Origin of the sequence: Bradyrhizobium sp. SZCCHNS3002 (assembly GCF_032377435.1) — a bacterium.
Taxonomy (GTDB): domain Bacteria; phylum Pseudomonadota; class Alphaproteobacteria; order Rhizobiales; family Xanthobacteraceae; genus Bradyrhizobium.
The window spans coordinates 342,860-366,614 of the sequence record NZ_JAUHHY010000004.1; the positions used below are offsets into that span (position 1 = coordinate 342,860).

General features: G+C 67.3%; 21 protein-coding genes. 17 read left to right on the top strand and 4 right to left on the bottom strand.

Translation table 11 applies throughout. The features are described 5' to 3' along the window. Positions 1-13: 13 nt before the first annotated feature. Entirely contained in the window at positions 14-2,080 is a 2,067-nt protein-coding gene (locus QW845_RS11275; protein ID WP_315801647.1) for a prolyl oligopeptidase family serine peptidase, read from the top strand. Between the two features lie 197 nt (positions 2,081-2,277). On the opposite strand, the gene QW845_RS11280 is transcribed toward QW845_RS11275, so the two are convergent. Next, positions 2,278-2,955: a DUF938 domain-containing protein gene (locus QW845_RS11280; protein ID WP_315801648.1), complete on the bottom strand. Its 678-nt coding sequence runs from the start codon at positions 2,953-2,955 to the stop codon at positions 2,278-2,280. Between the two features lie 188 nt (positions 2,956-3,143). Here QW845_RS11280 and soxX point away from each other — a divergent pair, with 188 nt between their 5' ends. The 9 genes from soxX (at position 3,144) to QW845_RS11325 (ending at position 12,330) form a co-directional block, all read left to right on the top strand. Next, positions 3,144-3,437 carry a sulfur oxidation c-type cytochrome SoxX gene (gene soxX, locus QW845_RS11285; protein ID WP_315717170.1) on the top strand — a complete coding sequence of 98 codons (294 nt, stop codon included), beginning with the start codon at positions 3,144-3,146 and terminating at the stop codon, positions 3,435-3,437. A gap of 18 nt (positions 3,438-3,455) precedes the next feature. Then, positions 3,456-3,950 carry a thiosulfate oxidation carrier protein SoxY gene (soxY, locus tag QW845_RS11290; RefSeq protein ID WP_315801649.1) on the top strand — a complete coding sequence of 165 codons (495 nt, stop codon included), beginning with the start codon at positions 3,456-3,458 and terminating at the stop codon, positions 3,948-3,950. 15 nt (positions 3,951-3,965) lie between these two features. Continuing rightward, positions 3,966-4,277, top strand: a complete 312-nt coding sequence (gene soxZ, locus QW845_RS11295) for a thiosulfate oxidation carrier complex protein SoxZ (protein ID WP_315801650.1) — start codon at positions 3,966-3,968, stop codon at positions 4,275-4,277. After that, positions 4,274-5,122, top strand: a complete 849-nt coding sequence (gene soxA, locus QW845_RS11300; RefSeq protein WP_315801651.1) for a sulfur oxidation c-type cytochrome SoxA — start codon at positions 4,274-4,276, stop codon at positions 5,120-5,122. Before soxZ ends, soxA begins: the two co-directional genes overlap by 4 nt. 23 nt (positions 5,123-5,145) lie before the next feature. Next, positions 5,146-5,448, top strand: a complete 303-nt coding sequence (locus QW845_RS11305) for a hypothetical protein (RefSeq protein ID WP_315801652.1) — start codon at positions 5,146-5,148, stop codon at positions 5,446-5,448. Between the two features lie 137 nt (positions 5,449-5,585). Next, positions 5,586-7,337: a thiosulfohydrolase SoxB gene (gene soxB, locus QW845_RS11310; RefSeq protein WP_315801653.1), complete on the top strand. Its 1,752-nt coding sequence runs from the start codon at positions 5,586-5,588 to the stop codon at positions 7,335-7,337. Positions 7,338-7,442: 105 nt separating this feature from the next. Next, positions 7,443-8,480 (top strand): MBL fold metallo-hydrolase, encoded by a 1,038-nt coding sequence (locus QW845_RS11315; protein WP_315801654.1) that lies wholly within the window; start codon positions 7,443-7,445, stop codon positions 8,478-8,480. A gap of 457 nt (positions 8,481-8,937) precedes the next feature. After that, complete coding sequence (locus tag QW845_RS11320) at positions 8,938-10,161, top strand: MFS transporter (RefSeq protein ID WP_315801655.1); 1,224 nt, start codon at positions 8,938-8,940, stop codon at positions 10,159-10,161. A gap of 453 nt (positions 10,162-10,614) precedes the next feature. Then, positions 10,615-12,330: an N-acyl-D-amino-acid deacylase family protein gene (locus QW845_RS11325; RefSeq protein WP_315801656.1), complete on the top strand. Its 1,716-nt coding sequence runs from the start codon at positions 10,615-10,617 to the stop codon at positions 12,328-12,330. Positions 12,331-12,334: 4 nt separating this feature from the next. Here QW845_RS11325 and QW845_RS11330 read toward each other — a convergent pair whose 3' ends face one another. Together QW845_RS11330 and QW845_RS11335 are read right to left on the bottom strand one after the other, a co-directional pair. Then, the gene (locus tag QW845_RS11330; protein WP_315801657.1) at positions 12,335-13,159 is read right to left on the bottom strand and encodes a tetratricopeptide repeat protein; all 825 of its coding nucleotides are present in this window, start codon (positions 13,157-13,159) and stop codon (positions 12,335-12,337) included. A gap of 112 nt (positions 13,160-13,271) precedes the next feature. Then, complete coding sequence (locus tag QW845_RS11335) at positions 13,272-14,576, bottom strand: MFS transporter (protein WP_315801774.1); 1,305 nt, start codon at positions 14,574-14,576, stop codon at positions 13,272-13,274. A 256-nt stretch (positions 14,577-14,832) separates the two neighbouring features. On the opposite strand from QW845_RS11335, the gene QW845_RS11340 reads away from it, so the two are divergent. Genes QW845_RS11340 through QW845_RS11355 form a run of 4 tightly spaced genes read left to right on the top strand, consistent with a single transcriptional unit; the run spans position 14,833 to position 19,444 of the window. Next, entirely contained in the window at positions 14,833-15,492 is a 660-nt protein-coding gene (locus tag QW845_RS11340) for an ABC transporter ATP-binding protein (RefSeq protein ID WP_315801658.1), read from the top strand. Beyond that, positions 15,489-17,951 (top strand): ABC transporter permease, encoded by a 2,463-nt coding sequence (locus QW845_RS11345; protein WP_315801659.1) that lies wholly within the window; start codon positions 15,489-15,491, stop codon positions 17,949-17,951. Before QW845_RS11340 ends, QW845_RS11345 begins: the two co-directional genes overlap by 4 nt. Next, positions 17,941-19,023 (top strand): lipocalin-like domain-containing protein, encoded by a 1,083-nt coding sequence (locus QW845_RS11350; protein WP_315801660.1) that lies wholly within the window; start codon positions 17,941-17,943, stop codon positions 19,021-19,023. The genes QW845_RS11345 and QW845_RS11350 overlap by 11 nt, the downstream gene beginning before the upstream one ends. Positions 19,024-19,051: 28 nt before the next feature. Then, positions 19,052-19,444 (top strand): MAPEG family protein, encoded by a 393-nt coding sequence (locus tag QW845_RS11355; RefSeq protein WP_315801661.1) that lies wholly within the window; start codon positions 19,052-19,054, stop codon positions 19,442-19,444. A 61-nt stretch (positions 19,445-19,505) separates the two neighbouring features. Here the strand turns inward: QW845_RS11355 and QW845_RS11360 are convergent, their stop codons facing one another. Beyond that, the gene (locus QW845_RS11360; protein ID WP_315801662.1) at positions 19,506-20,693 is read right to left on the bottom strand and encodes an ABC transporter substrate-binding protein; all 1,188 of its coding nucleotides are present in this window, start codon (positions 20,691-20,693) and stop codon (positions 19,506-19,508) included. 314 nt (positions 20,694-21,007) lie between these two features. Between QW845_RS11360 and QW845_RS11365 the strand changes: the two genes are divergently transcribed. From QW845_RS11365 to QW845_RS11375, 3 genes are all read left to right on the top strand, one after another. After that, positions 21,008-22,558 (top strand): AMP-binding protein, encoded by a 1,551-nt coding sequence (locus QW845_RS11365; RefSeq protein ID WP_315801663.1) that lies wholly within the window; start codon positions 21,008-21,010, stop codon positions 22,556-22,558. A gap of 97 nt (positions 22,559-22,655) precedes the next feature. Continuing rightward, positions 22,656-23,405 (top strand): CBS domain-containing protein, encoded by a 750-nt coding sequence (locus QW845_RS11370; RefSeq protein WP_315801664.1) that lies wholly within the window; start codon positions 22,656-22,658, stop codon positions 23,403-23,405. 12 nt (positions 23,406-23,417) lie between these two features. Beyond that, a complete protein-coding gene (locus tag QW845_RS11375) occupies positions 23,418-23,723 on the top strand; it encodes a cytochrome c (protein WP_315801665.1) in 306 nt (101 codons plus the stop codon). The last annotated feature ends 32 nt before the right edge of the window (positions 23,724-23,755 follow it).

Consider the following 23,755-nt stretch of genomic DNA (forward strand, 5'->3'; position numbering starts at 1 on the left):
CGGAGCTTGAGCCATGTCAATCGACGATCGTCCGACCATCGCGGCGCCCGATGACGATCCGTATCTGTGGCTCGAGGAGATCGACGGCGAGCGCGCGCTCGCCTTCGTCGCGGCGCAGAACCAGCGCACGCTCGCCGCGTTCGGCGATGCGGCCTTCGCACGCGACCGCGACGCACTAGCTGCCATTCTGGACCGGCCCGACAACATCCCGTTTGTGAGCCGACGCGGCGGGCTGCTGTACAATCAATGGAAGGATGCGGCGCATCCGCGCGGCTTGTGGCGGCGTACGACGCTGACGGAGTTCCGCAAGGCGCAACCGCAATGGGAGGACCTGCTCGACATCGACCGACTCGCCGCCGACGAAGGCGAGGACTGGGCGCTGAACGGAGTCTCGAGCCTGCCGCCGGCCCATGAGCACGCCATCCTGAGCCTGTCACGCGGCGGCAGCGACGCCGTGGTGCTGCGCGAGTTCGACCTCGCGGCGAAGCGCTTTGTCACGGGCGGCTTCACGCTCTCGGAGGCCAAGGGCAGCGCCGCCTGGCTCGATGCCGACACGCTGCTGCTGGCGAGCGCGTTCGGCCCGGGCATGGCGACGCCGTCCGGCTACGCTCGGACGGTGCGGCGCTGGCGGCGCGGCCAGCCGGTCGAGCAGGCGGAGGTGATCTTCAGCGCCGAAGGCAGCCAGTCGACATGGGTGCATGTCGGCGTCGATCGCAGCGTCGCGCCGGCACGGGTGTGGTTCGCCGAGGGCATCGACTTCTTCAACCAGCATCTCTGGCTCGGCGACGGCAGCGGCGCGCGGACCAGGCTCGATCTGCCGACCGACTGCTGGATGTCGGCGCATGGCGACTGGATGGCCATCAAGCTGCGCCAGCCCTGGAGCCTCGGCGAGGTCACCCATCCTGCGGACGTGGTGCTCGGTCTCCGGCTGTCGGCATTCCTTGCCGGGCGCCGCGATTTCACCCGCGTGTTCGAGCCCGCGCCGCGACGCGCGCTGCAGGGCCTGTCCTGGGCCGGCGGCCGGCTGGTGCTGTCGATCCTCGACGAGCTCAGGGCCAGGTTCGAGGTGTGGACGCCGTCACGGGAGGCGTGGAGCTGTGAGCGGCTGCCCGGCCTGCCGGAGATCGCGACGGTGGACGTCTGGCGCCTCGACACCGACGAGGCGGAAAGCAACGGCGACCTGCTCGCCAATGTCCAGGATCCGCTGACGCCGCCGTCGCTGCAACTGATCGAGGGCTTCGCTGCACCCGTGATCCTGAAGCAGGCGCCGCGCACCTTCAGCGCCGAGGGGCACGTCGTCACACGGCACGAGGCGATCTCGGTGGATGGCGAGCGCATTCCCTACACCCAGACCGGACCGGCCGAGCTGACCGGCGACGCGCCGGTGCACATGAGCGCCTATGGCGGCTTCGGTCACACGCTGCGTCCGGCCTACAATGCGGCACTGGGCAAGCTGTGGCTGGAGCGCGGCGGCACGCTGGTGGAGGCCAACATCCGCGGCGGCGGCGAGTTCGGCACCGCCTGGCACGACGCCGGCCGCTATGCCGGCAAGCGGCTCGCGCATGATGATTTCGCCGCGGTCGCCGCCGATCTCGTCCGCCGCGGCGTCACGGTGCCGAAGCGCATCGCGGCGCAAGGCGGCTCCAATGGCGGCATCCTGATCACCAACATGCTGGTGCGCTACCCCGAGCGCTTCGGCGCCTTGTTCTGCACCATCCCGCTGATCGACATGCGCCGCTACACCAGGCTGCTCGCCGGCGCGAGCTGGATCGCCGAATATGGCGATCCCGACCAGGACGCGGATTGGAGCTGGCTGCAGACCTATTCGGCCTATCACACCGCCACGCCCGGGCAGCCCTATCCGCCGATCCTGATCGCGACCACGCGGCGCGACGACCGCGTCCATCCCGGCCACGCCCGCAAGATGACCGCCAAGCTGCAGGCCATGGGCTACGACGCGTGGTTCTACGAACCCGCCGCCGGCGGCCATGGCTATGGCACCGACAACCGCGAGCGCGCCAGCTTCATCACGCTGGGCACGCGGTTTCTCGCGCGGCATGTCGGCTTGGAGATGGCGTAGCGCCTACGCTCCGTTACCGTGCTGCCGGCCCCACCCACCGCTGTCGTCCCGGCGAACGCCGGGACCCATACTCCGCGGCAGGAGTTTGTCGCGAGGGCAGATGTCACGCCGATCTCGCGTCACAACTGGACCCTGTGGCTATGGGTCCCGGCGTTCGCCGGGACGACGGCGGAATTCGGAGCAGCGCCGTCGACAACTCACGACGTCCGACCGAACACCAGGATCATGTTGTTGGCCGGCATCTCCACCGTCTCGCGCAAGGCGAGGCCATTGCGCGCGGCGAGCGCGTCGAGATCGGTGATGTCGCGCACGCCCCAGTCCGGATCGCGCTCGCGCAGGGAGGTGTCGAACACGGCATTGCTGACCGCGGTGTGCTTGCCGTCACGCTTGAACGGGCCGTAGAGCACCAGCACGCCGTCCGCCGACAGCGCCTGCCCGGCGCCGGCGAACAATCCCTCCGCCACCGCCCAGGGCGCGATGTGAATCACATTGGCACAGAAGATCGCGGCGAGCTGCGAAGGCCCGCCCGCGGCGCGGAACGCCGCCGGCCAGCCGGGATCCGACAAGTCGATGCGCTGGGCGTCGCGGATGTTGGACCGCCCGGCATGCCGGCGCCACGCCGCGATGCTGGCGAGGTGGTTGGCGTTGAGATCGCTCGGCCACCACGTCAGGTCCGGGCGCTGGGAGGCGAAATGCACGACATGCTGGCCGGTGCCGCTGCCCGCCTCCAGCACGTCGCCGGTCTTGCCCGCCAGCAGCCGTCCCAGCACCGCCCAGATCGGCTGGTGGTTGCGATGGAACGCGGCCGCGTCGAGCCGTCCGTCCGGTTCCACCGGCCGGCCGTCCCGGCCGAACTCCACGACATACTCCGCCATGCCCACTCTCCCGGCGCCAGATGAACGGCCTTCGTTAACCGCGTTGCGGCGGCCACCATAGCTGCATTGTCAGCCGATGGTCTTTATGCTTTGCAGCTCCTATATTACCGAGATCACCGAGACGTCGGAATTCCACCTTGATCACACCTGTCCTGCGTACCGCCCTGGCGATGGGGCTCTCGCTCGCCATGTCCATGGCCGCTCACGCCCAGTCCGGTGCCGTCGACGGCCAGAAGCTCGCCTTCGACCGCGGCAAGGGCAACTGCCTGACCTGCCACGAGATCAAGGGCGGCGACCTGCCGGGCTCGATCGGCCCGAAGCTGGAGAACCTCAAGGCGAGATACGACCGCGCCGAGCTGATCGCCATTCTCAACGACGAGACCAGGCGCAATCCGCTGACGGTGATGCCGCCGTTCGGCCGCAACCGCATCCTGACCGAGCAGGAAATCAGCGCCATCGTCGACTTCCTGCAGACCCTCTGATTCCGTTTGGAGACCGCCATGACTGCCTCGTTCGGCCCGTTGGCCCACCGCCGCCTGTTCCTGAAGGGCGCCGGCCTCGTCGCGCTGATCGGCCTCGGCAACGCCGTGCTGCATGCCGCGCCCGCCTTTGCCGCGACCAACGACAACAAATATCCGGAAGACGCCTTCAAGCAGAAGAATGCGCCCGACGCGGTCAAGGCGCTGTACGGCCGCGACCACGAGGCGTCCGACAAGATCAAGCTCGACGCGCCGGAGATCGCCGAGAACGGCGGCGTGGTGCCGATCGCGGTGACGACCACGCTGCCGAACGTCACCTCGATCGCTTTCATCGTCAGCGAGAATCCGTTCGCGCTGGCGGCGTCGTACCACATCCCCGACGGCACCGTGCCCACGGTGGCGAACCGGCTCAAGATGGCCAAGACTTCCAACGTGATCGCGCTCGTCGAATCCGGCGGCAAGCTCTACAGCGCGACCAAGGAGGTCAAGGTCACCGTCGGCGGCTGCGGCGGCTAAGGTCAGGAGATCATCATGGCATCGAGCATCCGCGTCCGCGCCGTCCTGAACGGCGACATCGCCGAGGTCCAGACCCTGATCCAGCACCCGATGGATACGGGCCTGGTCAAGGACGCCAAGGGAGAGCTGATCCCGGCGCACTACATCCAGCAGGTCACCTTCGTGCACAAGGACAAGACGGTGTTCCTGGCCGATTGGGGCACCGCGGTCTCGAAGGACCCCTATGTCAAGTTCGCCTTCAAGGGCGCGGCCAAGGGCGACGAGCTCAAGGTGAGCTGGGTCGACAGCAAGGGCGCGACCGACAGCCTGACGGCGACGATCCAATGAGGGCGCCGTGCCTCGCGCTGACTCTCGCGGCCGCGCTCGCTCTCGGCGCCTGCGGCGCCGCGGCCGCGGACAAGCCGAACCCGGCCGCCGACGCCAAGGCGTTCCAGGATTACTTCGTCAAGAAGTTCCCGAAGGTGGCGTTCGATGATTTCGTCAACGGGCCGTATTCGATGAACGCCGACATGCGCAAGCAATGGGAAGAGAAGGAGGAGTTCCCTCCTTACGAGTTCGCGCTCGATGCCGGCAAGGAAATGTTCGCCAAGCCGTTCAAGAACGGCAAGACCTATGCCGACTGCTTCCCGAACGGCGGCATCGGCATCCGGCAGAACTATCCCACTTTCGACGACAAGGAAGGCAAGGTCATCACGCTGGAGCTGGCGCTGAACCGCTGCCGCGAGGCCAATGGCGAGCAGCCCTACTCCTACGTCAAGGACGAGATGGCGTCGCTGACCGCCTACATGGCGTTCACCTCGCGCGGCAAGCGCTTCGACATCAAGATCCCCGATGACCCGCGCGCGCTCGAGGCGTTCGAGAAGGGCAAGGAATATTTCTACACCCGCCGCGGCCAGCTGAATTTCTCCTGCGCGAGCTGCCACGTGCAGAGCCCGGGCGAGCGCATCCGCGCCGAGATCCTGGCGCCGGCGCTCGGCATCCTCAACGCGATGCCGATCTACCGCTCGGAATGGAGCGGCATGGGCACGATCAGCCGGCGCTTCGTCACCTGCAACAGCCAGACGCGCGCCGTGCCACTGGAGCCGCAGTCGGACGAATACCGCAACCTCGAATATTACCTGTCCTACGTATCGAACGGCCTGCCGGTTTCAGGACCGGGAGCGCGGCCATGAAAAATGTCACGACAGCAAGCGTCATGAAAAAGATCGTGTTCGCCATGATGGTGTCGGCGGTCGGCGCCGGCTCCGCGCGGGCCGCGTCGGAGGCCGACTATCTCGCGGCGGTCGCGGCGGCCGAGAGCGCCAACAAGGAAGCCGGACGTCTGCGCAACCAATGGACCGTGACCCAGGCCGCACTCACCGCTGCGAAGAAGGCAGCGGATTCCGGCAATTTCGATTCGGCGCTGAAGTCGGCACAGGAGGCCGAGGCGCTCGCCAAGGCCTCGATCGTCCAGGCCACCAGCGAGAAGCAGCGCTGGAAGGACATGGAGATCCGCTAGAGCATGATCCGGAGACGTGGCAACCGGTTCTCCCTCGCGACAGCCGCCGAAGGCGTTTGCGCGGAGATCATGCTCACACAAAGGGATGGACCATGATGCGATTCCATGGAATCGCATCATGATCTAGAACGCTGGCCATGACGATGCGGCGCCGGGATTTTCTGAAAGCATCGGCTGTCGCGGCCATCGCCGCGCCGGCGCTGCTGCGCAGCGCGACCGCCGCCGACACCGTCAGCCTGTACGACATCGAGAAATTCGGCAACGCGCGCATCCTGCACATCACGGACACGCACGCGCAGCTGCGGCCGCTGTTGTTCCGCGAGCCCAGCGTCAATCTCGGCATCGGCGAGATGTGGGGACGGCCGCCGCATCTGGTCGAGCGCGCCTTCCTCGACCGCTACGGCATCCGGCCCGACAGCGCCGAGGCCTATGCGTTCACCTCGTTCGAGTTCGAGAAATACGCCGTCCGCTTCGGCCGGATGGGCGGCTTCGCGCATCTGAAGACGCTGGTCGACAAGCTGCGCGCCGATGCCGGCGACCATCGCTCGGTGCTGCTCGATGGCGGCGACCTCTGGCAGGGCACCGGGCTCGCCAATGCGATGCGCGGCGCCGACATGGTGAGCGCGGCCAATCTGCTCGGCATCGACGCGATGACCGGGCATTGGGAGTTCACCTATGGCGAGGAGGCGCTGCGCGCCAACCTCGCCCGCTTCAAGGGCGAGTTCCTGGCGCAGAATGTGTTCCTGACCGAGGAGGCCGCGTTCAACGACGCCAAGGCATTCGATCCCGGATCGGGGCGCGTGTTCAAGCCGGCCACCATCAAGGAGATCGGCGGCGCCCGCATTGCCGTGATCGGCCAGGCTTTCCCCTACGTGCCGATCGCGCATCCGCGCCGCTTCACGCCGGACTGGACGTTCGGCATCCGCGAGGAGGAGTTGCAGAAGCTGGTCGATGGCCTGCGCGGCGCCGACAAGGTCGATGCCGTGATCCTGCTGTCGCATAACGGCATGGATGTCGACCTCAAGCTCGCGAGCCGCGTCACCGGCATCGACGTCATTCTCGGCGGCCATACCCATGACGCGGTACCGCAACCGGTCGCGATCAGCAATGCCAAGGGCGCGACCTTGGTCACCAATGCCGGCTCGAACGGCAAATTTCTCGCCGTGCTCGATCTCGATGTCGGCAAGGGCCGCGTCGCCGATGCACGCTACCGGCTGCTGCCCATCTACTCGGAGCTGCTGAAGCCCGATCCCGCGATGCAGGCGCTGATCGACCAGACGCAGCAGCCGCAGGTCGCGGCCTGGAGCGAGAAGCTCGCGACATCGGACCGGCTGCTGTACCGGCGCGGCAATTTCGAGGGCGCGACCGACGACCTGATCTGCGCGGCGCTGCGCCGCGAGCTCGACGCCGAGATTGCGCTGTCGCCCGGATTCCGCTGGGGTCCGACCTTGCTCGCCAACCAGTCCATCCTGCTGGAGGACGTGCTGGCGCAGACCGCCATCACCTATCCCGAGACCTATGTGCAGCGGATGACCGGCGCAGAGATCAAAGACGTGCTCGAGGACGTCTGCGACAATCTGTTCAACGCCGATCCCTACCTGCAGCAGGGCGGCGACATGGTGCGCACCGGCGGGCTGTCCTACCGCTGCGCGCCCGCCGAGCCGATCGGCCGCCGCATCTCCGATCTCACGCGCGACGATGGCCGCCCGCTCGACGCGCGCAAGAGCTACAAGGTCGCCGGCTGGGCCTCGATGAACGCGCAAGACGGCAAGCCGGTGTGGGACGTGGTCGCCAACCACCTGCGCGACGGTCAGCTGGTGCTGGTCGGAACCAACAAGGTCACGCTCTCGGGCGTCGACGGCAATCCCGGATTTGCATCGCAATCGTGACCGCGGATGGCGCGGTGCAATCCGGCCTGCCGAGCGTCCGCCGCATTGGTGACATCGGGCCGATCGTGCTAATGCCACGACGATCCTGATCGAAAGGAGGCGCCGATGATCTTCCGCCAATTGTTCGACAGCGTCTCCGGCACCTACAGCTACATCCTTGCCAGCCGCACCGGCGGCGAGGCTGTCATCATCGATCCCGTGCTGGAGAAGGTCGACCGCTACTGCCAGCTGCTGCGTGAGCTCGATTTGCGCCTGGTGAAGGCCGTCGACACCCACCTGCATGCGGATCACGTCACCGGCCTCGGCGCTTTGCGCGACCGCACCCATTGCGTCACCATCATGGGCGAGCAGACCAAGGCCGATGTCGTGGCGATGCGCGTCAGCGAGGGCGACCGGATCGCCATCGAGGGCATCAGCCTGGACGTGATGTACACGCCCGGGCACACCGACGATTCCTATAGTTTCTCGATGGGCGACCGCGTCTTCACCGGCGACACGCTGCTGATCCGCGGCACCGGCCGCACCGATTTCCAAAACGGCAATGCGCGGCAGCAGTACGACTCCATCTTCAACAGGCTGCTGCGGCTGCCCGACGACACGCTGGTCTATCCCGCGCACGACTACAAGGGCGACACCGTCTCCACCATCGGCGAGGAGCGCCGCTACAATCCGCGCCTGCAGGTCAAGTCGGTCGACGACTACGTCGCGCTGATGGCGAATCTGAAGCTGCCGAATCCGAAGATGATGGATGTCGCGGTGCCCGCCAACATGCGCGTCGGGCTGCATCAGGAGGAACTGGCGAAGCAGGGCCTGTCGCTGTCGGCACGTGAGGCGATCGAATGCCTGGGACGTCCCGACGTGCTGCTGGTCGATCTGCGCGAGGCCGCCGAGCGCGCCAAGCACGGCACGCTGTCCGGCGCGCTGCACGCGCCCTATCCTGCGATCGCCGACAATCTCAAGCCCGGCGGCATGCTGCGCGAGGTTGCCGCCGCCACCGGCCGCCGCATCGTGTTCTTCTGCGCCTATGGCGAGCGCTCGGCGATGGCCGTGCAGACCGCGCAAGCGGCGGGGCTTGCGAATACGGCACATATCGAGGGCGGACTGGACGCGTGGAAGAAGGCCGGCGGACCGGTGGTGCCGTAGGGAGTTACGCTCTCGCTCTCCTCTCCCACCTTTCGGCAGCCTTCGACCGCGCCCCACACTCGCTGTCGTCCCGGGCAAGACCGTTGACGCGAAGCGTCAGCGGGCGCCGACCCGGGACCCATACCGCGTGATCCGTCTTGAGGCAGGCTGCGTGTTGCACGACTCGCGCAACAAACATCCGCCGGTGGTTATGGGTCCCCGCGTTCGCGGGGACGACACCTGTGGTGGGGACACACCGTGCCTTCCTGCCCACAACCCCGGAACGGCGGCGGGTGACTTGCCGCCCCTGGGCCGCCGGCCGTCCCGCGCAGGTGCCATGCGCGGGCGTTCATGGACAATGAACCGCAATCCGATACTGTGGCGTTGTGTCGCGCGCCTCTGTTTAGGCAGCATCGGCGGTTTGCCGGCAACGCGTCCTCTTTTCAATAGCTGACGCCCGGAGCCACACGGATCGACCATGGCTGACGTTCTCGCCGCACCGCAACATGTCCGTGCTCCGGTCCGGGCCGCCTCCCCGCTGCGCACGCTGGCGCTGATCTCGCTGGCGCATTGGGTCAGCCACCTGCACATGCTGGTGCTGCCGATGCTGTTTCCGTACCTCAAGGAGAAGCTCGGCGTCGGCTATGTCGAGCTCGGCTTTCCGCTCACCGTGTTCGCTGTGGTGTCGGCGCTAACGCAGGCCCCGGTCGGCTATCTCGTCGACCGCGCCGGCGCCCGCCGCATCCTGCTGCTCGGCCTCACGCTCGGCGGCCTGTCGCTGGCGCTGCTCGGGTTCTACCTGACCTACACGAGCCTCGTCGTCTCGGCGGTGCTGCTCGGCCTCGCCAACGCGGTCTACCATCCCTCGGACTATGCCCTGCTGTCGGCCCACATGGACGAGAAGCGGATGGGCCGCGCCTTCGGCGTGCACACCTTCGCCGGCTATCTCGGCGGCGCCGTCGCGCCCGCGGTGATGGCGGCGCTGGTCACCACCGTCGGCGGCTCCGGCGCGCTGATCGCGGCCGGCCTGGTCGGACCGCTCGCGGCGCTGCTGCTGCTCGTCGGCAACGTGCCCGAGGTGCCGCCGCATCCGCACCACACCGCTGCCGATGGCAGCAAGGCGAAGCAGCCCAGCCTGCTGACGCCGATGCTGATGCTGCTGACCGTGTTCTTCATGCTGCTCAGCCTGTCCAACGCCGGCATCGCCAGCTTCGGCGTGGTCGCGTTCATGAACGGCTACGGCATCTCGTTCTCGACCGCCAATATCGCGCTGACCGCATTCCTCGGCGCCAGCGCCGTCGGCGTGCTCGCCGGCGGCCAGCTCGCCGACCGCATCAGGCATCACAACCTGGTCGCGGCCGTCGCCTATGCGATCAACGCCGTGCTGGTGCTGATGATCACTTTCATCAACCTGCCAACCGTGCTGCTCACGGCGATTATGCTGGTCGCCGGCTTCATGAGCGGCGTGATCGCGCCGTCGCGCGACATGCTGGTGCGCAACGCCGCCCCTCCGGGCGCCGCCGGCCGCGCCTTCGGCATCGTCTCCACCGGCTTCAACTTCGCCGGCGTGGTCAGTCCGCTGCTGTTCGGCTGGATCATGGACATGAACGCGCCCCGTTGGGTGTTCGGCGCCTCGGTCGTGTTCATGCTGCTGACCATCGTGCTGGCGTTCTTCACCGAGCCGAAGAAGGCCAAGGCGTAGTTGTCGACGTAGGGTGGGCAAAGCGAAGCGCGCCACCATTTGTCACCGACACCACAGCTACCAACGGTGGGCACGCAGCGCCTGATGGCGTCGCTTTGCCCACCCTAGGGACAGTAAGCTATTAGTTCGTCCGCGCTGCCCGATGCAGCGCCCTCTCCCCTTGTGGGAGAGGGCATCGCCGGCGCAGCCGCGTACTCCGTCGGGTGAGGGGGCTCGCTCTGCGAAGGAAGCCGGCGGAGAGAGACCCCTCACCCGACCGAGCTTGCTGATCTGTCCTACATGCCCTCTCCCACAAGGGGAGAGGGCGCAATGATGAGCACCTCTGATAGTTGCGCGACGCTTGAGACGCGCTTCCACCTCTCCATGCAACGCTGCTGTCTCTTCCCGCGTGTTGACATCACCGTCCATGCATCGATGATGTCCCGATAATGACAATATCGGGGAAGACACGCCATGACCCAGCCAGATCTCGTGATCCGTGGTGGAACCGTTGCCGATGGCTCGGGCGGCGAGCTGCGTGAGGCGGATGTTGCAATCGCGGACGGCCGCATCCTCGAGGTTGGCAAGGTCACAGCCTCAGGCCGCGAGGAGATCGACGCGCATGGCAAGCTGGTCACGCCCGGCTTCGTCGACGTCCACACCCATTACGACGGCCAGGTCACCTGGAGCCACGACATCTCGCCGTCGTCGCAGAACGGCGTCACGTCAGCGATCATGGGCAATTGCGGCGTCGGCTTCGCGCCGTGCCGGCCGGCCGATCATCAGCGGCTGATCCAGTTGATGGAGGGCGTCGAAGACATTCCCGAGCCGGTGCTCGAGGCCGGCATTCCCTGGGAATGGGAGAGCTTTCCGGACTACATGGAGTGGCTGGGCAAGCGTGAATTCGATCTCGACATCGGCGCGCAACTGCCGCATGCGGCGCTGCGCGTCTATGTGATGGGCGAGCGCGGCGCGCGGCGTGATCCCGCCACCGCCGACGACAACCGCGCGATGGCGGCGCTGGCGCGCGATGCGGTCAAGGCCGGCGCGCTCGGCTTCTCGACCTCGCGCACGCTCAACCACCGGACCTCGACCGGCGACTACACGCCGACCTTGAAGGCCGGCGAGGACGAGCTGACGACGATCGCGCAGGCCATGCACGGCGCCGGCCGCAGCGTGCTGCAATTCGTGCTCGACATCTCGACCATCCATGAAGACCTGCCGATGATGCTGCGCATTGCCGAGGCAACGAAATGCCCGATCTCGTTCTCGGTGACGCAGAACGACCGCGCGCCGCAGCGCTGGCGGCAGACGCTGGCCGAGATCAACGCCGCCGCTGCGCGCGGCCTGTCGGTGACGGCGCAGATCGCGGCGCGTCCGGTCGGGCTGCTGCTCGGGCTGGAGCTGTCGCGCAACCCGCTGCAGACGCATCCGAGCTATCAGGCGATCGCGCATCTGCCGCTGGCGGAGCGCGTCACCCGGATGCGCGATCCGCAGGTTCGCGCGGCGATCCTGAGCGAGCAGGCCAGCGCGACCGACGACCCGCTGTTCTTCAAGCCGAACTACGACAAGATGTACCTGCTCGGCGATCCGCCGGACTATGAGCAGCCGCCCGAGCGGTCGCTCGGCGCCCAGGCCCGCGCCCGCGGCTGTCGCCCCGAGGAACTGGCCTATGACGCGATGCTGACGGACGGCGGGCGCGGCATGCTCTACGTGCCGTTCCTCAACTATTCCGACGGCAATCTCGATGCCACCTACGAGATGCTGCGTGACCCGCGCAGCGTGCCCGGCCTCAGCGATGGCGGCGCGCATTGCGGCATCATCTGCGATGCCAGCTTCCCGACCTATCTGCTCACGCACTGGACCCGCGACCGCAAGCGCGGCGACAGACTGTCGATTCCCTTCGTCGTCGCCGCGCAGTCGCGCAAGACCGCACTCTCCGTCGGCCTCGACGATCGCGGCCTGATCGCGCCGGGCTACAAGGCGGACGTCAACGTCATCGACTACGACCGGCTGCACCTGCATCCGCCGAAAGTGCATTACGACCTGCCGGTCGGCGGCCGCCGCCTGATGCAGGAGGTCGACGGCTACGACGCGACGATCGTGTCCGGCGTGGTCACGCGCCGCCACGGCGAGGCCACCGGCGCACGGCCGGGGCGGCTGGTCAGGGGAGCGCGCCGTGTGAGCTGAGACATCAACTGGCCGCGGCGACCGTCTCGGCGAGCCTCGCAAGCTCGGATCGTGCGGCCGAGTATTCGTTGAACCATGGCGGCAACGAGCGCAGGGCGATCTCCAGTGCCCGTGCGGCCTCGTCGTGGCGACCGTTCAAGAGATGCCACTCACCGATGTAGAAATAGGCTTCAGCCTGTTCGGGAGCCGTTGCGGTCGCATTCAGCACCTGCTGCGCCGTCGAACGCTCCATCAGCAGATCGAACACCGGTCCAGGCCACTGCGCCGCAGTCCAGCGCGATGCGACAGCGGCGAGGTCGGGCCTGGCGCGCCCCGGCAACCGGGCGAGCGACAGGTAAAGAAACAGAACCGCATAGGGATCGAACTCGAGCGCGAGCGATCTTTCCATGTCCGCTGCCGCGGCATCGAACCTGCCGCGGCAAAACTGGATATAGCCACGCCCCCTCTGCATGATGGGGTCATTGGGTGCGAGGCCGATCGCCGTCGTGCTCTCGACGATCGCGCGATCCGAATCGCCCTTCACGTGATGAAGGAACGCGAGTTCGCCATGAGCCGCGGCGACCCTGGGGTCGAGAGCGAGAGCTCGCGCCTGGTCATCAATGGCGCCGTCGAAGTCGCCAAGGAGTTTCCGCGACACGCCCCGGGCGCCGAATGTCTGCGCGTTCGGCTTCAGCTTGAGGGCCACGCCGAAATCCGCGATCGAACTGGCGTAGCTTCCCATGCCCTGAAGGGCGACGCCGCGATTATGGTAGGCGTAATAGTTGCGCGGGTTGAGCTGGATCACCTTGCTGAAGTGGAGGATGGCGCCTGGGAAGTCCTCGATCTTCAAGCATCGCGCACCGCGCCAGTAGTGCAGCATATGATAGAACAGGCGCATCGTGCAGGACCTCAGCAAGGATGAATGCGAGGCCGCCTCCTGATGACCCCTGACAGGGGTTGTATCACGCAAATTCCGGCGCGGCAGCCTGCTGCGCCTGCAGGCGGGCGCGTTCGGTGTTCGGCCAGAGCAACGCCAGGCCGAGCAGGCCGGAGATCACCATGATCACGGCGTTGATGGTGAAGCCGGACATGTAGCCTTCGAGCAGGCTGCCGGAGGCCTGGATCATCTTGCCCATCACCACCGGCGCCACGATGCCCGCCAGCGTATAGAGCGCGCCGTAGATCGCCATGGCGGCGCCGCGCTGCGTGACCGGCGTGAACTCGCCGATCATCGGCGGGCAGACGACGTAGATCGAGCCGCACAATCCCGATCCGACCACGAGCAGTGCGATCTTTGCCGAAGCGGCGTCGACATGCGGCATCATCGCCATCAGCCCGCCGCCGATCACGAGCGGCGTCGCGCCGAGCACGCCGCGGGCCATGCGGGTGGATACGCCGCGCGCCATCAGCGTCTGCGACACGAAGCCCGTGGTCAGCACCACGCACGCGCCGAAGATCCAGGGCAGGATCGAGATGAAGCCCGCCTGCTGCTGCGAGAAGCCGAGGCCCTTCACCAGGAACGGCGTGAACCAGGTGAGCCCGAGCGACAGCGCCCAATAGGCGCCGAAGGTCGCGGCAACGCAACCGACGAAGGTCCGCGACGTCAGCAATTGCAGATACGGGACGCGCTGCTCGCGCAGGCCGGCGAATTCGACCTCGGCCAGCGGCCCTTCCTTGCCCAGCCACAGCCACGCCACGCTCCACATCAGCCCGACCACGCCGAGCGCGCCGAAAGCATAGTGCCAGCCATGATTCACGATGATCCAGTTCAGCGCGGGCACCGCGAGGATGACACCGAACGCCGACCCCTGTGACAGGATCGCGGTCGGCATCGCCCTTTTCTCATCGGGAAACCATTTGTAGACGGCATGAACGGCCACGGACGCCGCGGGACCCTCGCCGGCGCCGAGAATGACGCGGCAGATCAGCAGCGTGGTGAAGCCGACGGTGCCGACCATCGGAAACTGCGCCACCGCCCAGATCAGCGCCAGCACCAGCAGCACCCAGCGCGTCGGCACCTTGTTGACGACGAAGCCGACGACGATGGCGGAGATCGAGAACAGGAAGAAAAAGGACGATCCGAGCAGGCCGAACTGCTCGGCGTTCAGGTTGAGCTCGGTCATGATCGGCACGCCGGCGAGCCCGACCACGATCTTGTCGGCGAAGTTCACCAGCATGAACAGGAACAGCAGGAAGGTGATCTTCCAGGCCCCCTTCGGGGTCGCGCTTGCGCGGGATGTGCCCTTCAGCGTCGTCGGCGCGGCCATGGTCGTTCCCCGTTCTGTCATGATCCGCCCCTGTCATCCGGGCGTTTCGACGATGCTACCCACGAAGCGGCTCCGCAGGCAACCGGCTCGCGCGCTAAGTTGTTGCTGCAACGCGGGAATCCGCCCTCTTGGGCTGCATCGCGATACCCTCGCAACCTGATTGCGCGCGGCCGGCATCACATCAGCGGCGTCGCGAAGAACGAGCACGTGATGTTCGCGTTGGCCCTTGTTATGTTGTGACGCAACAACCCCGATCATGCCCGTGCTCAGCGTCCGTCATCTCACCAAATCCTATCGATCCGGCGGCGAACCGATCCATGTTCTGCGTGGCGTCGACCTCGACGTCTCCTCCGGCGAGCGCGTCGCACTGACCGGCGAATCCGGCTCCGGCAAGAGCACGCTGCTGCATCTGATCGCCGGGCTCGATGCCGCCGACAGTGGCGACATCCTGCTGGACGGCGCTGCGGTCGGCGCGCTCGACGATTCGGCACGCGCGGCGGTCCGGCGCGAGCGGCTCGGCCTCGTGTTCCAGCAGTTCAACCTGGTGCCGAGCCTGTCGGTGCAGGACAATCTCAGTTTCCAGGCGCGGCTGGCCGGTCGGCATGATCCGGCGTGGCACAGCGAGCTGGTCGAGCGGCTCGGGCTGAAGCCGCTGCTCAAGCGCTATCCCGAGCAATTGTCGGGCGGGCAGCAGCAGCGCGTCGCGATCGGCCGCGCGCTGGCGATCAAGCCGGCGCTGCTGCTTGCTGACGAGCCGACCGGCAACCTCGACGAGGACACCGCCGACGAGGTGATGGCGCTGACGCGCGACCTCGTCGCGCGCACCGGCTGCGGCTTCCTGATGGTGACGCACAGCGCGCGGCTCGCGGCGATGCTCGACCGTCACGTCCACCTGCATGCCGGACGCATCGTATGAGACGCGCGCTGTGGATATTAGCGGTGCTGCTCAGCCACTGGCGCCGGCATCCGATGCAGCTCGCGACCTTGCTGATCGGGCTGATCTCGGCGACCGCGTTGTGGAGCGGCGTGCAGGCGCTGAATCAGCAGGCCCGCAGCTCGTATGATCGCGCCGCCGCGATCTTCGGCGGCGCGCGCACGCCGATGCTGGTCGCGCGCGACGGCAAGATGCTGCCGCAGAGCTTATTCGCGGACTTGCGCCGCGCCGGCTGGCCGGTGTCGCCGGTGCTCGAGGGCCGCGTGCAGATCGACGGCCATTCGCTGCGGCTGCTCGGCATCGAGCCGTTCAGCATCCCCCGGGAGGTCGGCGATGCGCCGAGGGTCGGGCGCAGCGAGCTCGAGGCGTTCCTGACGCCGCCGCACCGGACGCTGATCTCGCCGGAGACGCTGGCCGATCTCGGACTCAAGGACGGCGCAACGCCGCGGCTCAGCAACGACGCGCTGCTGCCGCCCGTGATGGCGCAGCAGCAGCTCGCGCCCGGCGTGCTCGTGGTCGATATCAGCGACGCGCAGCGGCTGCTCGACAAGTCCGGCCAGATCTCGCGGCTGCTGGTCGGCAAGGCGACGGGCAAGCGAGACGCTTTGCAATCATTCGCCGGCGGCCGGCTGCAGCTCGTGCAGCCGGAGGCCGAGACCGACCTGGAGCGGCTGACCGACAGCTTCCACCTCAACCTCACCGCCTTCGGCCTGCTGTCGTTCGTCGTCGGCCTGTTCATCGTCAATTCCGCCATCGGCCTCGCTTTCGAGCAGCGCCTGCCGGTGCTGCGCACCTTGCGCGCCTGCGGCGTGTCGGCGCGGCAGCTCAACGGCGTGCTGATCGGCGAGCTGATCGGCTTTGCCTTGGTGGCGGGCCTGGCCGGGCTGGTGTGCGGCTACGTCATCGCCGCCGCGCTGCTGCCGAACGTGGCGGCATCGCTGCGCGGGCTGTATGGCGCGCAGGTGCCGGGCGAGCTGAGCCTGCAGCCGGAATGGTGGCTGGCGGGCCTCGCCATCAGCATCGCCGGCGCGCTGGCAGCGGCGACCACGAGCCTGATCAAATCGATGCGGCTTCCGATCCTCTCCACCGCGCAGCCCTATGCGTGGCAGGAGGCGCAGCGGCGCTGGCTGCGCTTGCAGAGCGCGGTTGCGCTCGCCTTCTTCGTCGCCGCCGGCCTGCTGCTGTGGCTCGGACAATCGCTGCTGGCCGGCTTCGGCGTGCTCGCGGCGATGATGCTCGGCGCCGCATTGCTGCTGCCGGCGGTCCTGGAGCTCGTGCTGCGGCTCGGCGAGCGCGGCGCGCGGACGGCGCTGGCGCAGTGGTTCTGGGCCGACAGCCGCCAGCAGATCTCGGGCCTGTCGCTGGCGCTGATGGCGCTGCTGCTGGCGCTCGCCGTCAATGTCGGCGTCGCGACTATGGTCGAGACCTTCAGCCGCACCTTCCTGGTCTGGCTCGACGGCCGGCTCGCCGCCGACGTCTACATCAGCGCTGCGGACGAGGCGCAGGCGCGCGAGATTCAAAGCTGGCTGCGTACACGGCCTGAGGTGCAGGCCGTGCTGCCCGGCGGCCGCGCCGAGACGCAGTTGGCGGGCGCGCCGATCGATGTGCTCGGCCTGCCCGATCACGACACCTATCGCGCGCACTGGCCGCTGCTGCAGGCCGACGCCAACGCGTGGAAGCAGCTGGTGCGCGGCGACGCAGGCTTCGTCAGCGAGCAGTTGGCGCGGCGGCTCAATCTGTCCGTCGGCGACAGCATCGACCTCGCCGCGCCGACCGGCGATTGGCGCATCACTGTCGCGGGTATCTATGCCGACTATGGCAATCCGAAGGGCCAGGTCACGGTCAACGTCGCCGCGCTGACGCGCCGTTTCCCGGCGACGCCGATCACGCGCATGGCCGCGCGCGCGGCGCCGGCCGACGTGCCGGGACTGATCGCTGCTCTCAGCGACAGGTTCGGCCTCGACGGCCGCAACGTCATCGACCAGGCCACCGTGAAGCAGGAGTCGAAGCAGATCTTCAACCGCACCTTCGCGGTCACCGGCGCGCTCAACACCTTCACGCTGGGCGTCGCCGCGATCGCGCTGCTGACCAGCCTGCTGACCCTCGCGAACTCGCGGCTGCCGCAGCTTGCCCCCTTATGGGCGATCGGGCTGACGCGGCGGCGGCTCGCCGAAGTGGAGCTGTTGAAGACGCTGTCGCTCGCCGGCCTGACCGCGCTTCTGGCGCTGCCGCTCGGGCTAATCGTGGCGTGGTGCCTGATCGCGATCGTCAACGTCAAGGCGTTCGGCTGGCGGTTGCCGTTCGACGTGTTTCCGCTGCAGCTCATCCGGCTGCTGGTCGTCACGCTGGTGGCGGCGGTGATCGCCTCGCTGCTGCCGGTGCTGCGGCTGGCGCGGATGCAGCCGGCCGATCTGGTCAGGACCTTCACCATTGAGCGCTAGAGCGATCATCACGCGGCGCGGGCTGATCGGCGGGCTCGGCCTGCTGGCGCTGCCGCGGCTCGCGCGCGCGCAGGGCTTTGCGGGCCTCAGCGACAGCGCCGACGGCTTTGCGGCGGTGACGCCGGGCAGGACGTTCTCATTCCCCGCTGACCACGGCCCGCACGACGATTTCCGCATCGAATGGTGGTACGTCACCGCGAATCTCAGCGACGCCAGCGGCAAGGCCTACGGCCTGCAATGGACGCTGTTCCGCTCGGCGGCGCGGCCGGGGCCGCAAGGCGAAGGCTTCGACAATCAGCAGCTGTGGATGGCGCATGCCGCGGTGACGCGCGCCGACAGCCACCGCTCGACGGAAAAGTTCGCGCGCGGCGGTGTCGGCCAGGCCGGCGTCGAGGCCAAGCCGTTCCAGGCCTGGATCGATGATTGGCAACTGCGCGGTACCGCCGCGACCGACGATCGAGCGCTGGCGCCGCTCGACATGCACGCCGCGGGACCGGACTTCTCCTACGCGCTGCATCTCGAGGCCGATCGTCCCGTGGTGCTGCAGGGCATCGGCGGCTACAGCCGCAAATCCGAGCGCGGCCAGGCGTCCTACTACTACAGCCAGCCGTTCTACCGCGCCCGCGGCCGCATCAGCTTCGACGATCAACCGGTCGAGGTCTCAGGCCAGGCTTGGCTCGACCGCGAATGGAGCAGTCAGCCGCTGGCCTCCGACCAGAGCGGCTGGGACTGGTTCGCGCTGCATTTTTTCGGCGGCGAGAAGCTGATGCTGTATCGGATGCGGCAGGGCAACGGCGACTACACGTCCGGCACCTGGATCCCAACGGACGGCGCCTCGCGCCCGCTCGGGCCCGGAGACATTGCCATGAGCCCGAAGGAGACGGTCACGATCGGTGAGCGCAAGCTGCCGGTCGGCTGGCGCGTCGAGATCGCCGCGCTCGGCATCGCCATCGACACCGCGCCGCTCAACCCCAAGGCCTGGATGGGCACCCGCGTGCCGTATTGGGAGGGACCGATCAGCTTCAAGGGCAGCCACACCGGGGTGGGCTATCTCGAGCTGACGGGATATTAACAGGCCGTCATCAAGGGGGGAACCGCGCATGTATCATTTCACCGCACTCGTCACCGTGCTCGCGCTCATGCTGTATTTCTACATGGCGGTCCGCGTCGCGCAGGCGCGCGCCCGGTTCGGCGTGAAGGCGCCGGCCGTCACCGGCAATCTCGATTTCGAGCGCACCTATCGCGTGCAGGTGAATACGCTGGAATGGCTGCCGATCTTCCTGCCGGCGCTGTGGCTGTTCGCGATCTATGTCAGCGACACGATCGCGGCCCTGATCGGCCTCGTCTGGATCGCGGGCCGCGCGATGTACATGTTGTCCTACGCCAAGGCCGCGGAGAAGCGGGGCCCCGGCTTCGGCGTGCAGGCGCTCGCCGCCTCGGCGCTGCTGGTCGGCGCGCTCATCGCCATTCTCTGGCGCATGCTGCACGGCTGACCGCTCCGCCCTCTTCCGTCGTCCCGGCTTTCGCCGGGACGACCCCTTTAGCGTGGCAGGATCACTTCGTCAGCGGGCAGCCGCTCTCCTTGGCGGTGAAGAACGCCTTGTCGCCGGGCACCGTGGCGAGCTGCTTGTAGTAGTCCCACGGCTTCTTCGATTCCGACGGCTTCTTGACCTCGAACAGATACATGTCGTGGACCATGCGACCGTTGGCGAGCACCTTGCCTTGAGCAAAGGCGTCGTCGACCGGCAGCTCCTTCAGCTTCGCAGCCACCGCGTCGGAGTCCTTGGTTCCGGCGGCCTTCACCGCCTTCAGATAGGACAAGGTCGCGGAATAGGTGCCGGCGTGGATCATGCTCGGCATCCGGCCGGTGCGCTTCATGAAGCGCTCGCTGAAGGCGCGGGACTTGTCGTCACGATCCCAGTAGAAGCCTTCGGTGAGGATCAGGCCCTGCGCCGCCTCCAGCCCGAGGCCATGCACCTCGGACAGGGTCATCAGCAGGCCGGCGAGCTTCTGCCCGCCCTTGACGATGCCGAATTCGGCCGCCTGCTTGATCGAGTTGGTGGTGTCGAGGCCGGCATTGGCAAGCCCGATGATCTTGGCCTTCGAGCTCTGCGCCTGCAGCAGGAAGGAGGAGAAGTCCGACGAGTTGAGCGGGATGCGCACCGAGCCCAGCACCTTGCCGCCCTTCGACGTCACGATGTCGCTGGTGTCCTTCTCGAGCGCATAGCCGAAGGCGTAGTCGGCGGTCATGAAGAACCAGGTGTCGCCGCCGGATTCGACCAGCGCGCCGCCGGTGCCGACCGCGAGCGCGCGGGTGTCATAGGCCCAGTGGAAGCCGTAGGGCGTGCAGGCATCGCCCGTGATGCGCGAGGTCGCGGCGCCGACGACGATGTCGATCTTCTTCTTCTCCTTCGACAGCTCCTGGATCGCCAGCGCGACCGAGGAGGTCGTCAGCTCGGTGATCATGTCGACACCCTCGGTGTCGTACCAGCGCCGCGCGATCGTGGAGGCGAGATCGGGCTTGTTCTGGTGGTCGGCGGTGACCAGCTCGACCTTCTGCCCCAGCACCTCGCCGCCGAAATCCTCGATCGCCATCTTGGCCGCTTCGACGGAATATTTGCCGCCGTAGTCGGCATAGACGCCGGACTGGTCATTGAGGATGCCGATCTTGACCTGTGCCGACGCCGGCGCCGACGCCAGCAGCGCACCGACGGCTGCAATAGCCAGCAAACCCGATTTCATATGGTCTCTCCCCGCATTTCTTGGTCTTGAGATGTCATTCATTAGAATGCGCGCTCATGTTAGGCCAGAACCCCGGCCGCGCCCATCCCTTCCCGCCTCGGTCAATCGGCTGACAGCCATGTTGAGAGAGGCGGGCTCCTCCGCTACATTCGCGCCCAAACAACGAGCCGTCCCGCCGGGATGGTGCGCAGGGAAGGAAACCGCCTGGACGCGTGAGGCAGCATCGTCTGCATCGCGTCGCCATGCCAAGGTGCCGCGGCAGGCGCCTCCCGCCCGCGCGCCGCGGCGAGCTGCGCGTATCGGCAGGAGGACACATGTACACCGGCAAGCACGCCCGGCTGCGCCCATTGCAGCCTGCCTTCATCATGGCCTCGACCGGCGAGGCGGTGACCTATCGCGAGCTGGAGGCGCGCAGCAACCGGCTGGCGCATCTGTTCCGCCAACGCGGCCTGAAGCGGCTCGACCACTATTCGATCTTCATGGAGAACAACAGCCGCTATCTGGAGGCGTGCGGCGCCGGCGAGCGCTCCGGGCTGTATTTCACCTGCGTGAACTCCTACCTCACGCCTGGCGAGCTGGCCTACATTCTCAACAACAGCCGGTCGCGGCTCCTGATCACCTCCCTCGCCAAGCTCGACGTCGCGCGCGAGGCGCTGGAGGAGGCGCCCGGCATCGAGCTGTGCATCGTCGCCGATGGCGCAGGCGAGAGCGAGGGGATCGTCGGCCTCGCCGAGGCCACAGCCGGCCTGCCGGCGACGCCGATCGCCGACGAATGCGTCGGCACCGCAATGCTGTACTCCTCCGGCACCACGGGCCGGCCGAAGGGCATCCTGCGGCCGCTGCCCGAGCAGCCGCCGGTGCAGCAGCTTCCGATCTTCGACTTCCTGGAAAGGCTGTGGCGCTACCGCGAGGGCATGATCTACCTGTCGCCGGCGCCGCTCTATCACTCCGCGCCGCAGGCCGCGGTCAACCTCACCATCCGCGTCGGCGGCACCGCCATCATCATGGAGACGTTCGATCCCGAGCGTTATCTCCAGCTCGTCGAGCAATGGGGCATCACGCACACCCAATTGGTGCCGACGATGTTCTCGCGCATGCTCAAGCTGCCGGAGGACGTTCGTACCCGCTACGACCTCTCCTCGCTCGAGGTCGCAATCCACGCCGCAGCGCCCTGCCCGGCACAGGTCAAGGAGGACATGATCAGATGGTGGGGGCCGATCATCCACGAATATTACGGCGCCACCGAAGGCCTCGGCTTCACCGCCTGCGACAGCGCGGAATGGCTCGCGCATCGCGGCACGGTCGGCAAGGTGCTGTTCGGCGACCTGCACATCCTCGACGAAAACATGCAGCCTTGCCCGGTCGGGACCGCCGGCACGGTGTGGTTCAAGACGGGCTCGCCGTTCGAATACTTCAACGACCCCGAGCGCACCAAGGAGGCCCGTTCGGCCGACGGCAGCATGAGCACCGTGGGCGACGTCGGCTATGTCGATGCCGACGGCTATCTCTATCTCACCGACCGCGCCACCTTCATGATCATCTCCGGCGGCGTGAACATCTACCCGCAGGAATGCGAGAACCTGCTGATCACGCATCCGAAGGTCGCCGATGCCGCCGTGTTCGGCGTGCCCAACCTAGATCTCGGCGAGGAGGTGAAGGCGGTGGTCCAGCCGATGTCGGGCATCATGCCCGGGCCTGAGCTGGAAGAGGAGCTGATCGCGTTCTGCCGGCAGTCGCTGTCGCGGCAGAAGGTGCCGCGCTCGATCGATTTCGAGAAGGAGCTGCCGCGGCTGCCGACCGGCAAGCTCTACAAGCGCCTGCTGCGCGACCGCTATTGGGGCAACAAGACGTCAAGGATCGTGTAGGGCGGCACGACCTCGGATTGATCCTGGTCAAGCGCGCGCGATGCCGCGGAGCTATTCTCTATTGATTGCGACCGTAGCGATTGCACGAGACGACGACATGCGCGCTCATCAAATCATGACCAGATCCGTGATCGCGGTGACGCCCGGAACCCCGGTGGCCGAGGCAGCGCGGATCATGCTGCACAACCACATCGGCGGGCTGCCGGTGGTCGACGCGTCCGGCACGCTCGTCGGCATGGTGACGGACGGTGATTTCCTGCGCCGCGCCGAGCTCGGCACCGAGCGCAGGCAAGGCCGCTGGCTCGACCTCCTGGTCGGCCGCGGTCGCATCGGCGCCGACTTCGTCCATTCCCACGGCCGGACGGTCGGCGACATCATGAGCCAGCCTCCGGTCACCGTCAGCGCCGATGCCAGCCTGGCGGAGATCGCCGAGATCATGGAAAAGCGCAACATCAAGCGTCTCCCGGTGATGAGTGGCGACCGGCTGGCCGGCGTGGTGACACATACGGATTTCCTGCAAACCGTGGCCGACCTCGCCACTGCCGTTCCGGGCCCCACCCCCGACGATGACGGCATCCGCAGCGCCATCCTCGATTCACTCGACCAGGCCGCCTGCAAGCATTGCCGCTTCAACGTCGTCGTCCGCAACGGCATCGCGCATCTCACGGGGGCGGTGCGCAACGAGAAGGAGCGGGCCACGGCGATCGTGGCGGCCAAGAGCGTCCAGGGCGTCAGGAGCGTGCGCGACCACATGTGGGTCTATCCGCCCCCAGAGGACGAGTTCGGCGGCGGTGACATCGTCTCGCTGCAGGACCAGCCGTCGACCGACGACGACCAGCCGCTGTGAGGAGAACCGGGCGTGCGACGTGCCTCCGTACCATCGCTGCTGCTGCTGGTCCTGCTCTCCGCTCCGGCGGCCGCCGAGGATCTCGACCACGGCCGCCAGCTCGCCGAGCGCTGGTGCGCCGCCTGCCACGCGGTGGCCACCAAGCAGACCAAGTTCCGGCGCGCCCGGCCGTTCGTCGCCATCGCGGCCAGGGACGACGTGACGAAGGAGATGCTGACCAAGTTCCTCCTGCTTCCCCACGCAACGATGGCCAACAATCCGCTCAGTGCGAATGATGCGGCCGACCTGGCAGGCTACATTCTCAGCCTGAGGAAGTAGTTAAGGCCACATTCGCCAATGGGTTGAGCCGC

Excerpts from the sequence above, each read along its gene's own strand:
- QW845_RS11315 (WP_315801654.1), top strand. The coding sequence starts at position 7,443 with ATGATCTTCCGCCAATTGTTCGACAGCGTCTCCGGCACCTACAGCTAC.
- QW845_RS11335 (WP_315801774.1), bottom strand. The coding sequence starts at position 14,576 with ATGGCCGCGCCGACGACGCTGAAGGGCACATCCCGCGCAAGCGCGACC.
- soxY (WP_315801649.1), top strand. The coding sequence starts at position 3,456 with ATGACTGCCTCGTTCGGCCCGTTGGCCCACCGCCGCCTGTTCCTGAAG.
- QW845_RS11320 (WP_315801655.1), top strand. The coding sequence starts at position 8,938 with ATGGCTGACGTTCTCGCCGCACCGCAACATGTCCGTGCTCCGGTCCGG.
- QW845_RS11325 (WP_315801656.1), top strand. The coding sequence starts at position 10,615 with ATGACCCAGCCAGATCTCGTGATCCGTGGTGGAACCGTTGCCGATGGC.
- soxA (WP_315801651.1), top strand. The coding sequence starts at position 4,274 with ATGAGGGCGCCGTGCCTCGCGCTGACTCTCGCGGCCGCGCTCGCTCTC.
- soxX (WP_315717170.1), top strand. The coding sequence starts at position 3,144 with ATGTCCATGGCCGCTCACGCCCAGTCCGGTGCCGTCGACGGCCAGAAG.
- QW845_RS11305 (WP_315801652.1), top strand. The coding sequence starts at position 5,146 with ATGAAAAAGATCGTGTTCGCCATGATGGTGTCGGCGGTCGGCGCCGGC.
- QW845_RS11275 (WP_315801647.1), top strand. The coding sequence starts at position 14 with ATGTCAATCGACGATCGTCCGACCATCGCGGCGCCCGATGACGATCCG.
- QW845_RS11345 (WP_315801659.1), top strand. The coding sequence starts at position 15,489 with ATGAGACGCGCGCTGTGGATATTAGCGGTGCTGCTCAGCCACTGGCGC.
- QW845_RS11280 (WP_315801648.1), bottom strand. The coding sequence starts at position 2,955 with ATGGCGGAGTATGTCGTGGAGTTCGGCCGGGACGGCCGGCCGGTGGAA.
- QW845_RS11360 (WP_315801662.1), bottom strand. The coding sequence starts at position 20,693 with ATGAAATCGGGTTTGCTGGCTATTGCAGCCGTCGGTGCGCTGCTGGCG.
- QW845_RS11370 (WP_315801664.1), top strand. The coding sequence starts at position 22,656 with ATGCGCGCTCATCAAATCATGACCAGATCCGTGATCGCGGTGACGCCC.
- QW845_RS11355 (WP_315801661.1), top strand. The coding sequence starts at position 19,052 with ATGTATCATTTCACCGCACTCGTCACCGTGCTCGCGCTCATGCTGTAT.
- soxB (WP_315801653.1), top strand. The coding sequence starts at position 5,586 with ATGACGATGCGGCGCCGGGATTTTCTGAAAGCATCGGCTGTCGCGGCC.
- soxZ (WP_315801650.1), top strand. The coding sequence starts at position 3,966 with ATGGCATCGAGCATCCGCGTCCGCGCCGTCCTGAACGGCGACATCGCC.
- QW845_RS11365 (WP_315801663.1), top strand. The coding sequence starts at position 21,008 with ATGTACACCGGCAAGCACGCCCGGCTGCGCCCATTGCAGCCTGCCTTC.
- QW845_RS11340 (WP_315801658.1), top strand. The coding sequence starts at position 14,833 with ATGCCCGTGCTCAGCGTCCGTCATCTCACCAAATCCTATCGATCCGGC.